This is a genomic window from Sphingobium sp. CFD-1 (assembly GCF_024611115.1).
In the GTDB taxonomy this organism is placed as follows: domain Bacteria; phylum Pseudomonadota; class Alphaproteobacteria; order Sphingomonadales; family Sphingomonadaceae; genus Sphingobium; species Sphingobium baderi_A.
Genome location: NZ_CP084398.1, coordinates 1,916,638 through 1,929,128, shown reverse-complemented (window position 1 = coordinate 1,929,128; position 12,491 = coordinate 1,916,638). Strand labels below are relative to the sequence as shown.

The following is a 12,491-nucleotide window of genomic DNA, read 5'->3' as shown; positions in this document are numbered from 1 at the left end:
ACCCCCAACCCCAGCCGTCCCTTTGCCGGGGCGGCGCTGGATAAAAAGGGGTGTCCGGGCGGATGCGGATGAAGCGGTCTTTCCACGGCAGGAGGCGAGTATGGGCCTGCGCCGCGCTTTGCGCGTTGGCGGCGGGCTGCTCCACGGTGGAGGATGCGCCGCGCGGCAAGGATGCCTATGCCGCCATTCCCGCGGCGCCCGCCGTCGGCATGGACTACCGGATCGCGCCCGACGATGTCCTTCGCATCAGCATCTATCACGAACCGGGCCTGTCGCTGGAAGATGCGCGGGTGACGGCGGCGGGCATGGTGCGGATGCCGCTGGTCGGCGACGTGTCCGTGGCCGGGCTTTCCGCGGGCGAGGCGTCGGATGTCATCGCCGGGCGGCTCGGGCAACGCTATCTGGTGTCGCCGCAGGTCACGGTGTTCGTGAAGCAGGCGACAGGGCGGCGGATTACCGTCGATGGCGAAGTGCGCGAACCGGGGCTGTTCCCCTTTGACGGGCGGCTGACGCTCAGCCAGGCGGTGGCGATGGCCAAGGGGCCGACCCGGCTCGCCAGTCTGGGCCAGATCGTCGTGGTGCGAAAGGAAGAGGGGCAGCGCAAGGCGGCGATGTTCAACCTCTCCGAAATCCGCAAGGGGGAAGCCGCCGACCCGGAAATCCTGCCGGGCGACATGGTGATCGTGGGCCTGTCCCGCGCCAAGGCGATATTGGGCGGCGCTTTGCTGGCCGCACCCGCTTTGGCGACGGGCTTCATCGCGCTGGACGGCAAATGAGGGAGATGCGCCGCATGATCGCCGAAGAGGACGCGATGCTCGCGCAGGAGGGGCGGCCCGCGCGCATGGTCGCGGCGGCGCGGCGAAGCTGGGCCATCGTCCGGCGGAATCGCGTGATCCTGTTCGTCACCATGGCGCTGTGCGTGCTGGCGGGCCTGATCTTCATCCTGATGGCGACGCCGGATTATCGCGCGACCGCATCGGTCGAGGTGGAAGATGTGCCAGCGGGCGCAGCGGGCGCAGGGGCAATGCAGCGGCCCAATGCGCCGGGCGACACCGAATCCCTGATGCAAACGCAACTGGAAGTGCTCCGCAGCCGCGCGCTGGCCGAAGAGGTGGCGCGCGAACTGGCTCTGGTCGGGGGACGGACCTTCTTCGACGGGATGGATCGCAAGCGCCCTGAACAGGGTGCGGGATCGCTCAGCCAGCGTCAGGTGGAGCAGGAAACCGTCCTCAATCTGCTGCGCGACAATCTGGATATAGACCTGCCCGGCAAGTCGCGGGTCATCCATATCAGCTTCACCAGCGCCAATCCGGTGCTGTCGGCGCGGGTGGCCAACAGCTACGCCGACAGCCTGATCCGCGCCGACCTGAAACGCGGATTCGAATCGGGCGTGCAGGCGCGGCGTTTCCTGCTCGGCGAACTGGACGGCGCGCGGCAGGACCTGGAACGGGCGGAGCGCGATCTGGCGGTTTATGCCGCGCGGGTGGGTGGCACGCCTGCGGCGGCCGATGGCGAGGGTGAGGGCGATGCCGCCGCGCCCACGCCGCAAGGGTCGGTCACGGCGCGGCTGGCGCAGCTCAACGCATTTCGCGCGCAGGCGGCGGCGGAGCGGATCGCGGCGGCGAAGAAATGGGAAAGCGCGCGCCTGTCCAGCGCCGAAACCCTGCCCGAAGTGTTGGGCAACGGCGCGATGCAACAGCTGATGGCCGAGCGCGCCGAAGCGCGGGCCGATCTGGTCCGGCAGCGGCAGTTCCGCAAGGACGATCATCCCGAAATGCGCGAAGCGCGGGCGCGGCTGGCGGCGCTGGACGACCAGGCGCAGGCGATGGCGAACACGATCCGCGCTTCGCTGAAGGAACAATATGACGTCGCGGTCCATGGCGAAAAGCAGATCGCGTCGGAGATCAAGGATCTGGAGCGGCAGGCGCAGGTGGAGCGTGGGCGCGACGTGCAGATCAGCATCATGGAGCGTTCGGTCGACACGTTCAGGCTGCTGCATGACAGCCTGTTGCAACGCTATCGCGACATGGCTTCGCAGGCCGGTTTCCAGGCGGGCCGGATTCAGCCGCTGGATCGCGCGGCGGTGCCTGCCCGTCCGTCGTCGCCCAATGTCGGCCGCACGATGCTGCTGGCTTCGCTGGGCGGGCTGTTGCTGGGACTGTTGCTGGTGGCGTTGCGCCATATGTTCGACGATGCCGTGACGTCAGGCGAGACGTTAAGCGAACGGGTCGGCCTGCCGATGCTGGGCGCTGTTCCGGTGACGGGCGACCGGGCGCAGCCGCAGGAGATTTTCAGCCCCATCGCTTCATCCTTGTTGCTGGCTTCGGTGGAAGGGCTGCCGCGCTCCATCCTTGTGACCAGCGCGCAGGAGGGGGAAGGCAAGTCGCTTACGCTCAACGCGCTGGCGCGGGCGCTGGCGGGGTTGGGGAAGAAGGTGCTGCTGGTCGATGCGGACATGCGCCGGCCGGTGCAGCATCGCCTGTTCGGGCTGGTTCCTGCTTTGGGCATCAGCGAGGTTATGACCGGGCAGGCGAGGGTGGAGGACGCCATCATGGAAACGGGCGTGGCGGGCCTGTCGATCCTGCCTTGCGCCGCCATTCCGCCCAATCCGGGCGAGTTGCTGGCGACTCCGGCTCTCGACGCGCTGATGAACCATGCGCGCGAGACGTTCGATACGGTGCTGATCGATGCGCCGCCGATCCTTGGGCTTGCCGATGCGCCGCTGCTTGGCGCGAAGGCGCAGGCGACGGTGCTGGTGGTCGAATGGGGCCGCAACCATCATGGCGGGCTGCGGGTCGCTGTCGAGCGCCTGCGCCGGGCGGGAGGGAGCATCATCGGCGGCATCCTGACCAAGCAGCAGGGCCGCGCCTATGATTATGACTATCATCGGGGCGGATAGTGGCTGCGTTCAGAATGGGTGATCGGGTGATTTGCGGACACTCAAATCCATTCGCCCTGAATAGCCACTGAGCGAAGTCGAAGTGGCGTATCGAAGGACTGATGTCGCGCAGAACCCTTCGATACGGGTCTTCGACAAGCTCAGCCCCTGCTCAGGGCGAACGAGTGTCGGGAATGGCCGAAACCGGCCGTTCGTCTGAATGACGTTCGACCGCTCCCTTTCAGGCGCGGGTCATCAGGCCTTCCACCAAGCCCTCGAACAGGCGGCGGCCGTCGGTCTTGCCGTGAGCGGCTTCAATGACGCGTTCGGGGTGGGGCATCATGCCCAGCACATTGCCGCCTTCGTTGAGGATGCCCGCGATGTTGCGGGCCGAGCCGTTGACGCTTTCCGCATAGCGCAGCGCCACGCGGCCTTCGCCTTCAAGGCGATCGAGCGTTGCGGCGTCCGCGAAATAATTGCCGTCATGATGAGCGACCGGATACGTCACCGTTTCGCCCGCATCATAGCGGCTGGTGAAGGCGCTCTGGGCGTTTTCGACGGTCAGCGCCACGTCGCGGCAGACGAAATGGCCGCCCGCATTGCGGAGCAGCGCGCCGGGGAGCAGGCCGCTTTCGGTCAACACCTGAAAGCCGTTGCAGATGCCCAGCACATAGGCGCCGCGGTCCGCCGCCTTCGCCACCGCCTGCATGACCGGCGAGCGCGCGGCCATCGCGCCGGAGCGCAGATAGTCGCCATAGGAAAAGCCGCCGGGCACGCCGATCAGGTCGATGTCGGCGGGCAATTCGGTGTCGCGGTGCCACACCATTGCGGGCTTCGCGCCCGTAGCTGCCTCGAACGCCACCGCCAGATCACGGTCGCAGTTGCTGCCGGGGAAGACGATGACGGCGCTTTTCATGGCTCAGGCCACCTTTTCGATGCGGTAGTTTTCGATCACCGTATTGGCGAGCAACTTGCGGCACATGGCGTCGATATCCTCATCGCTGGTGCCATCGGCCAGGTCCAGTTCGATCAGCTTGCCGGCGCGCACTTCATTGACGCCGGCAAAGCCGAGCCCTTCGAGCGCATGATGGATCGCCCTGCCCTGCGGATCGAGGACACCGCCCTTGAGGGTGACGAAGATGCGGGCTTTCATGAGACAGGAAACTCCGTGGATGGCTTTCGCGATCCCCCTAGGCGCGAGAGGCCGCGCAGGCAAGAGGATATGCCGTTCCCGCTGCGCGCGAAAGGGCGCGGGGGCTTTTCACCCGCCTGCCGACCTGCTTTAGGCGAGCGCATGGATTCCTCCCTGCTTTATTATGCCTGCGCCATCATCGCTGTCATCATTTCCGGACTCGCCAAGGGCGGGTTCGCGGGGATCGGATCGTTGGCGATGCCGATCATGGCGCTGGCGATTGATCCGGTGCGGGCCGCCGCGATCCTGCTGCCGATCCTGATATTGCAGGACGCGGTCAGCGTCTGGGCGTTCCGGCATAGCTGGGACCGGCATGTGCTGACCGTCATGCTGCCGGGCATGGCGATAGGCGTGTTGCTGGGCTATCTGTTCGCGGCGAAGGTGCCCGAAACCGCCGTTCTGGGCGTGTTGGGCGCGATTTCCGTTCTGTTCGGGCTGCAAAGGCTGTGGGTGGAGCGGGGCGGGGCCATCGTGCTGCCGTCCAACTCCCCCGCCTGGGTGGGGGTGCTTTTCGGCGTGGCGACGGGCTTCACCAGCCAGATCGCGCATGCGGGCGCGCCGCCCTTTCAGATGTGGGTGCTGCCCAAGCGTCTGCCGCGCGACGTGCTGGTGGGGACGACCGCCATTGCCTTTGCCGTGATGAACTGGATGAAGGTGCCCGCTTATGCTGCGCTGGGCGAGTTCACGCGAGCGAACCTGCTGGCGACGGCGATGCTGGCGCCGATTGCCATCGCGGCGACTTTCGCGGGCGTGGTGCTGGTGAAGAAGGTCGATCCGGCGCGTTTCTACACGCTGATCTATGTGCTGATGGTGCTGCTGGGCTTCAAGCTGATGGCGGACGCGATCCTTGCTTGAGGAAAGCGCGCCCGCCGGAATGATCAGTCCTTGCTGCGCTTCTTGCGGTGGGTGTCGAGGTCGAGAACGGTCGTGTCCGCGCCTTCGGGCAGCAGGCCCAGACGGCGGGCGACTTCCTGATAGGCTTCGACTTCGCCGCCCAGGTCGCGGCGGAAACGATCCTTGTCCAGCTTCTCGCCCGTGGCCATGTCCCACAGGCGGCAGCCGTCCGGGCTGATTTCATCGGCCAGAATGATCCGGCTGAAGTCGCCGTCCCACAGGCGGCCGAATTCCAGCTTGAAGTCGATCAGGCGGATGCCGATGGCGGCGAACAGGCCGCACATGAAATCGTTGATGCGGATCGCCATGTCCGCGATGTCGTGCATTTCTTCCTGCGTGGCCCAGCCGAAGCAGGCGATATGTTCTTCCGACACCAGCGGATCGCCGAGCGCGTCGTCCTTGTAGCAATATTCGATCAGGGTGCGGGGAAGCTGGGTGCCTTCCTCGATCCCCAGCTTCTTGCTGAGCGATCCGGCGGCGACGTTGCGGACCACGACTTCGATCGGCACGATTTCCACCTGCCGCACCAGCTGTTCGCGCATATTGAGGCGGCGGATGAAGTGCGTGGGCACGCCGATCTGGCCGAGCAGGGTGAAGATATGCTCGGAAATGCGGTTGTTGAGCACGCCCTTGCCGGTGATCGTGCCCTTTTTCTGCGCGTTGAAGGCGGTCGCGTCATCCTTGAAATATTGGATGATCGTGCCGGGCTCCGGCCCTTCGTAAAGGATCTTGGCCTTGCCTTCGTAGATCTGGCGGCGACGAGCCATGCGCGCTCCTGTCTTTCCTGAAAAAGAATCCGCCCCGGCAAACGCGAATCGAAGGGGATCAGCGGGTGCCGGGGCTGCTTGGGCCGCCCATAGACCAAAGCAGGCAGGGGTGCAATCGGCGTGCCGTCAGCCCCTACAGCACGTCGCCGAACATGAACCAGAGCAGCGCGATCCATGCGGCGAGGCCGATGACGCCAAGCAGGACGCCCGAACGCGCACGGAGCGCGGCGATCAGGCCGGTGGGTTCGTCCTCCATCTAGCTGGCGGGTTCCGCTTCGGATGTTTCGACATGGCCCTGCGCGTCCATCAGCAAGCCGGTGAAGGTTTCCCGCCACCAGCTTATGTCCTGCTTTTCCACGCTGTCCATCATCGCGCGCCAGCGTGCCTTTCGCTTTTCGAGCGACATGTCGAGCGCGCGGGTGATGGCGTCGGACATCTCCTCCGGGCTGTAGGGGTTGACGAGCAGCGCGCTTTTGAGTTGCAGCGCGGCACCGGCAAAGCGGGAGAGGATGAGGACGCCGGGATCGTCCGGATCCTGCGCGGCCACATATTCCTTGGCGACAAGGTTCATGCCATCGCGCAGCGGCGTCACCAGGCCGATCCGGGCGGCGCGGTAGATGCCCGCAAGCTGGTCGCGCGGATAACCCTGGTTCACATAGCGGATCGGGGTCCAGTCGACATCGCTATATTCCCCGTTGATCCGCCCTGCCAGCGCATCCAGCGTGGCGCGGATCTGTTGATAGCTTTCCACCTCCCCGCGTGAGGGCGGGGCAATCTGGGCCAGCACGACCTTGCGGTGATGTTCGGGATGATCCTTGAGGAAGCGGGCATAGCCGTTGAAGCGTTCCTCCAACCCCTTGCTATAGTCGAGCCGGTCGACGCCGACGATCAGGGCGCGATCTTGCAGGGAGGCGCGGACCTGCTTGTGCATCCGCTGCGCCGCTTCGCTGGCGGCGGCCTGCGCGAAGGCCTGCGCGTTGATGCCGATGGGACAGGCGACGGCCTGAATGGTGCGGTCGCCCAGCGTGACATAATCCCCCTTCACCGTGCCGCCCATTTCCTTTTCGACATAGTGGCGGAAGGATTCGAGCCATTCCTCGGTATGAAAGCCGATCACGTCATAGGCGAACAGGCTGCTTACCAGTTTGCTGTGATGGGGAAGGGAAACGAGCAGGCGCGTGGGTGGCCAGGGGATGTGGAGGAAGAAGCCCATCCGGTTCCGAAGGCCCCGGTCGCGGAACATCTGGCCCAGCGGGATGAGGTGATAATCCTGCACCCAGACGACATCCTCCGGCTCTATCAGCGGATTGGCGCAGTCGGCGAAGCGTTGATTGACGCGGTTATAACCCCCTTCGAAATCGCGCTCATATTCGGCGAGGTCGATGCGGAAGTGGAATAGCGGCCACAGCGTCCGGTTGGCGTATCCATTATAATATTCGTCGACATCCTGCTCTTCGAGGTCGATGGTCGCGGTCTTTACGCCGTCATATTCCGCAAAGCCGATCTGGCCGGAAAAATGGTCCGTCACCTCGCCCGACCATCCGAACCAGATGCCGCGGCTTTCCCGCAGGGCTTGCGACAAAGCGACGGCAAGCCCGCCCTGATTGCCCGACTTGCCAGGACGGCTCACCCGGTTGGATATGACGATCAAACGGCTCATTGCAGGCGTCTCATCGCATCACACTCCATGGTTTGCTCAGCAGCACGGCGCAGTTGATGATGCCGACCAATGAGTATGTTTGGGGATAATTGCCCCACAATTCCCCGGTCGCGGGGTCGATATCTTCGGACAGCAGCCCGGCGGCGGTGCGGCGGGACAGCATTTCTTCAAACAGCTCGCGGGCTTCCTCGACACGGCCGGCGTGGTGCAGCGCCTCGATCAGCCAGAAGGTGCAGACGTTGAAGGCGGTGACGGGCTCCCCGAAATCGTCGGGCGCGCTGTAGCGCAACATGTTGTTGCCGCGCCGCAGGTCCGCTTCCAGCGCGGCGAGCGTGCCGAGGAAATGGGGATCGTCCGCTTTCAGGAAACGCAGGTCGAGAAGCTGGAGCAGCGATGCGTCGCGCGCGTCATCTTCGAAATTGGCGGAGATGGCCTTGCTTTCCGGGCGCCATGCCGCTTCGAGGATACGCTCCTTCATGGCTTCGGCCCGGGTTCGCCAATGCACGGCGCGCAGCGGCAGGCCGAGCGCGTCGGCGGCATGGGCCAGCCGGTCGCAGGCCGCCCAGCACATGACCGCGCTGTAACTATGGACATGGCTGCGGGTGCGTAACTCCCACAAACCCGCGTCAGGCTGATCATAAACCTGCCAGGCACGTTCGCCCACCGCCTCCAGCGATTCGAAATCGGAATGACCCGCCATGCGGAGGAGGCGCTGGTCGATGAACCCCTGGACCGATGACAACACGATCTGGCCATAGGCATCATGCTGGATCTGTGCATAGGCGGCGTTGCCGACGCGGACCGGACCCATGCCCCGATAGCCGGGCAGGTTGGCGGCTTCCCATTCCGTCAGCGTGGCGTTGCCGCGCACGTCGTAGAGCGGCTGAATATGCCCGCCGCGCGCATTGTCCACGATGTTGCGGAGATAGACGAGATAGCTTTCCAACACGTCGAGCGCGCCCAGCCGATTGAGCGCCTCAACCGTATAATAGGCGTCCCTGATCCAGCAGTAGCGATAATCCCAGTTGCGGCCGGAATCGGCATGTTCAGGGATGCTGGTGGTCAGCGCCGCCACGATCGCGCCGGTTTCTTCATGCTGGCAGAGTTTCAATGTGATGGCGGAACGGATGACGGCTTCCTGCCATTCGGCGGGAATCGCGAGGCCGCGCACCCAGACCTGCCATTCATGCACCGTATCGTCGAGCATCCGTTCAAGGGCGGGACGCAGGGCATCGGAAAAGCTTTCATCCGGTCCCATGAAGAAATGCATGTCATGTTCGAGCCGGAACCAGCTTTCCTGGCTGATGAGGCCGATGGGCGCGTTGGTCGATATACGCATCGCCATATAGGACAGCACGACGCGGATATGGTTCGAGCCATAGCTGATCGGCACGGCTTCCGAATGCCAGCTTGTCGTCGGGCGCAGGCGCACGCGAATACGGGGCGATCCGGCCACAGGGCGCACCACGCGGGCGAAGGCGACGGGCCGATACATGCGCCCCTGATGCCGGTAGCGTGGGCAGAAATCATAGGTTTCGACGGCATTGCCCTGCGCGTCGCTTTGCCGCGTCACCAATATCGGGGTGTTGCGGACATAACGCTGTTCGACCTGGATGCAGCCTTCCAGCTCGATGGCCCAGAAGCCGCGCGCTTCCGGGCTATCCCATGGCTTGTTGTCCAGCAGGGCGGAAAAGACGGGATCGCCGTCCACGCGCGGAACGCAGGCCCAGACCATGCGGCCAGCCCGATCGATCAGGGCGGATGCCTGACAATTTCCGATAGGCCACAGGTCGAGCGTCCGCCCGTTTCCGCCCAGAAGAGTGTCGTTATGCTCGACGATCGGTCTGCCCCCTTATCCTGTTTCCTGCACGAAAAAGGGGTGGTCGGTTCAGGCCGACACCCCTTGGGCCAGATAATGCCTGACGGCCGCTACCTGTTCCAGGGAAAAGCCCGCCTGCGTTTCGCGCGGCGTTCCCACCAATATGCCATGGCCGCCCAGCGCGACGGCGGCGGCGAAGCCTTCCTCATCGGTCACATCGTCGCCGATGAAGAGGGGCTTGCCGCCCTGCATCGGGGCGCGGGACATGAGGACATGGACGGCGCTGCCCTTGTCCGCGCCGCCGGGGCGCAGTTCGAACAGCATTTTGCCGGGCTGAAGCTGAAGCCCGTGCCGTTCCGCCAGATCGGTCGCCAGATCGCCCGCTTGCGCCCCCCATTGCGGCGCGCCCCGGAAATGGAGACCGACGCTGATCGACTTGCGTTCGATCAGCAGGCCGGGCTTGTCGTCGGCAAAGGCGTGAAAGGCTGCTTCCGCCGCATCGACGGCGGCGGGGCGGGGCGGGGCATCCACCGGAGCGTCGGGCTGCGCGAACTCCAGGCCATGCGTTCCCGCGAGCAGGAATGCGGAAAAGCCGAGGTCGCGCAAGGTGGCGACCGATCGGCCGCTCACGATGGCAAGGCGGCCGTCGAGCCTGTCGCGCAGCTGGTCGAGCAGGTGGAGCAGATCCTTATCGACCACCACGCCATCGGGCGTATCCGCGATCGGCGCCAGTGTCCCGTCGAAATCGAGAAAGAGGGACGCGCCGTCCAGCAGAGCGGATGGAGGCGAAGGAAGCGGATGGGCGGAAAGAGCGGAATGAGGCACCCCCTGAACGTGACGCATTGGCCGGATTTCGCAACCCCTCATTTGCTGCAACTGCACAATTCATGCGTCGGGACGGGCATGTCGGGCGTCATGCGGAAAAGCGTTCCCCATCGCTTCCCGGCTTGCTATTCGGCTTCATAATGACTGACTTTCGCGATCCGTTCGACGCCATCAAGGACCATCCTTTCGACGATGCGCTGTCGCAGCGCTATCTGGTCTATGCCCTTTCCACGATCACGGCGCGGTCGCTGCCGGACCTGCGCGACGGGTTGAAGCCGGTGCATCGGCGGCTGCTCTGGGCGATGCGGCTGCTCAAGATGGAGCCGGGGGGCGCTTCGCCTGAGGTGCTGATGGCCAATCCGGCGCGCAACACGACCGGATACAAGAAATGCGCCCGCGTCGTGGGCGACGTCATCGGCAAATATCACCCGCATGGCGATACGTCGGTCTATGACGCCATGGTGCGGTTGGCCCAGGATTTCTCGCTGCGGACGCCGCTGGTCGACGGGCAGGGAAATTTCGGCAATATCGACGGCGATAATGCGGCGGCGATGCGCTATACCGAGGCGCGGCTGACGCAGGCGGCGGCCGACCTGATGGCGGGCCTGGACGAAGGCACGGTCGAGTTCCGCCCGACCTATAATGGCGAGGATGAGGAGCCCGAGGTCTTTCCCGGCCTGTTCCCCAACCTGCTCGCCAATGGCGCGAGCGGCATCGCGGTGGGCATGGCGACCAGCATCCCGCCGCATAATGTCGCGGAACTGATCGACGCCGCCACGCTGCTGATCGACAATCCGGAGGCCGATCATGCCGCCCTGATGGAGATCGTGAAGGGGCCGGACTTCCCGACCGGCGGCGTGCTGGTGGACAGCCCCTCCATCATATCAGAGGCCTATGCGACCGGGCGCGGCGCGTTCCGCACAAGGGCGCGCTGGCACAAGGAAGAGGGCGGGCGCGGCACATGGGTCGCCATCGTCACGCAAATCCCTTTCCAGGTGCAGAAATCCAAGCTGATCGAGCAGATCGCGGCGCTCATCAATGACAGGAAGCTGCCGATCCTGGCGGATGTGCGCGACGAGAGCGATACGGAAATCCGCATCGTCATCGAACCGCGCGCACGCACGGTGGACGCGGATGTGCTGATGGACAGCCTGTTCCGGCTGACCGACCTTGAAAACCGTTTCAGCCTGAACCTTAATGTGCTGGACGCCAGCCGGACGCCGCGCGTCATGGGCCTGCGCGAGGTGATGGTCGAATGGTTGCGGCACCAGATCGACGTGCTGGTGAAGCGCGCGCAGCACCGGCTGGACAAGATCGCGGCGCGGCTGGAACTGGTCGATGGCTATATCATCGCCTATCTCAACCTCGACCGGGTGATCGAGATCATCCGCACCGAGGATGAGCCCAAAGCGGTGATGATGGAGGAGTTCCAGCTTACCGACCGGCAGGCGGAAGCGATCCTCAACATGCGGCTGCGCTCCCTGCGGAAGCTGGAGGAGATGGAACTGCGGCGCGAGCATGGCGAATTGCTGAAAGAGCGCGAGGAGCTGACGAAGCTGGTCGAAAGCCCGGCGCGGCAGCGCACGCGCCTGAAAAAGGATCTGGCGGATCTGCGGAAACGCTATTCGCCCGACAGCGAGATCGGCAGGCGGCGCAGTCTGGTCGAGGAAGCGGCCCCCGCGCGCGAAATCCCGCTGGAGGCGATGATCGAACGCGAGCCGATCACGGTCATCCTGTCCGAACGCGGCTGGATCAGGGCGATGAGCGGGCATCGCGACCTGGCTTCGGCCGATACGCTGAAGTTCAAGGAAGGCGACGGTCCGATGATCGCCTTTCACGCCCACACGACCGATAAGCTGCTGCTGGCGACGGAGACGGGGCGCATCTACACGCTGGGCGCGGACAAGCTGCCGGGCGGGCGCGGTTTCGGCGATCCGGTGCGGATGATGGTCGACATGGACAATGAAGGCGGCATCGTCGCCCTGTTGCCTGCGCGGGCGGGCGGCGAATTGCTGCTGGCCGCGTCGGATGGACGCGGGTTTGTGGCGGTGATGGGCGACGTGATCGCGGAAACGCGCAAGGGCAAGCAGGTGGTGAACGTTCGCGCCGAAGCGAAGCTGGCGGTCGTCCATCCGATTCCGCCGGAAGCGGACAGCGTGGCGGTGATCGGCGAAAATCGCAAACTGCTGGTCTATTCGCTGACCGAAATGCCGCGCATGGCGCGTGGACAGGGCGTGCAGATGCAACGCTATCGCGATGGAGGGCTTTCCGACGCCATTGCATTCCGCTTCACCGATGGCCTCAGCTGGACCATGGGCGGCGATACCGGGCGCACCCGCACCGAAGCGGACATGACGCCATGGCGCGTGGCCAGAGGCGCAGCCGGGCGAATGCCGCCCACCGGTTTTCCCCGCGATAATCGATTTTGATCTGAAAAGCTAAACGCGTTTCCAGAA

General features: G+C 64.8%; 11 protein-coding genes. 4 read left to right on the top strand and 7 right to left on the bottom strand.

Translation table 11 applies throughout. The features are described from left to right. Positions 1 to 62 precede the first annotated feature (62 nt). Both LDB26_RS09845 and LDB26_RS09840 read left to right on the top strand, forming a co-directional pair. Positions 63 to 776, top strand: a complete 714-nt coding sequence (locus LDB26_RS09845; protein WP_373886098.1) for a polysaccharide biosynthesis/export family protein — start codon at positions 63 to 65, stop codon at positions 774 to 776. A gap of 14 nt (positions 777 to 790) precedes the next feature. Further along, the gene (locus LDB26_RS09840; RefSeq protein ID WP_257538265.1) at positions 791 to 2,899 is read left to right on the top strand and encodes a polysaccharide biosynthesis tyrosine autokinase; all 2,109 of its coding nucleotides are present in this window, start codon (positions 791 to 793) and stop codon (positions 2,897 to 2,899) included. Between the two features lie 220 nt (positions 2,900 to 3,119). On the opposite strand, the gene purQ is transcribed toward LDB26_RS09840, so the two are convergent. After that, positions 3,120 to 3,794, bottom strand: a complete 675-nt coding sequence (purQ, locus tag LDB26_RS09835) for a phosphoribosylformylglycinamidine synthase subunit PurQ (protein WP_062065952.1) — start codon at positions 3,792 to 3,794, stop codon at positions 3,120 to 3,122. Between the two features lie 3 nt (positions 3,795 to 3,797). Continuing rightward, positions 3,798 to 4,031, bottom strand: a complete 234-nt coding sequence (purS, locus tag LDB26_RS09830; protein WP_062065951.1) for a phosphoribosylformylglycinamidine synthase subunit PurS — start codon at positions 4,029 to 4,031, stop codon at positions 3,798 to 3,800. 141 nt (positions 4,032 to 4,172) lie between these two features. Between purS and LDB26_RS09825 the strand changes: the two genes are divergently transcribed. Then, positions 4,173 to 4,925, top strand: a complete 753-nt coding sequence (locus LDB26_RS09825) for a sulfite exporter TauE/SafE family protein (RefSeq protein ID WP_257538264.1) — start codon at positions 4,173 to 4,175, stop codon at positions 4,923 to 4,925. 23 nt (positions 4,926 to 4,948) lie between these two features. Here LDB26_RS09825 and purC read toward each other — a convergent pair whose 3' ends face one another. The 5 genes from purC to otsB all read right to left on the bottom strand — a co-directional run bounded on the left by purC (position 4,949) and on the right by otsB (position 10,035). After that, positions 4,949 to 5,731: a phosphoribosylaminoimidazolesuccinocarboxamide synthase gene (gene purC / locus LDB26_RS09820; RefSeq protein WP_062065946.1), complete on the bottom strand. Its 783-nt coding sequence runs from the start codon at positions 5,729 to 5,731 to the stop codon at positions 4,949 to 4,951. A 133-nt stretch (positions 5,732 to 5,864) separates the two neighbouring features. Continuing rightward, complete coding sequence (locus LDB26_RS09815; protein ID WP_257541942.1) at positions 5,865 to 5,987, bottom strand: hypothetical protein; 123 nt, start codon at positions 5,985 to 5,987, stop codon at positions 5,865 to 5,867. Next, on the bottom strand, positions 5,988 to 7,391 hold the full coding sequence (otsA, locus tag LDB26_RS09810; RefSeq protein WP_062065943.1) for an alpha,alpha-trehalose-phosphate synthase (UDP-forming): 1,404 nt from the start codon (positions 7,389 to 7,391) through the stop codon (positions 5,988 to 5,990). 10 nt (positions 7,392 to 7,401) lie between these two features. Further along, positions 7,402 to 9,180 carry a glycoside hydrolase family 15 protein gene (locus LDB26_RS09805; protein ID WP_257542053.1) on the bottom strand — a complete coding sequence of 593 codons (1,779 nt, stop codon included), beginning with the start codon at positions 9,178 to 9,180 and terminating at the stop codon, positions 7,402 to 7,404. A 99-nt stretch (positions 9,181 to 9,279) separates the two neighbouring features. After that, positions 9,280 to 10,035, bottom strand: a complete 756-nt coding sequence (gene otsB, locus LDB26_RS09800; RefSeq protein WP_257542051.1) for a trehalose-phosphatase — start codon at positions 10,033 to 10,035, stop codon at positions 9,280 to 9,282. 140 nt (positions 10,036 to 10,175) lie between these two features. Between otsB and parC the strand changes: the two genes are divergently transcribed. Continuing rightward, positions 10,176 to 12,464, top strand: a complete 2,289-nt coding sequence (gene parC / locus LDB26_RS09795; protein WP_257541940.1) for a DNA topoisomerase IV subunit A — start codon at positions 10,176 to 10,178, stop codon at positions 12,462 to 12,464. The last annotated feature ends 27 nt before the right edge of the window (positions 12,465 to 12,491 follow it).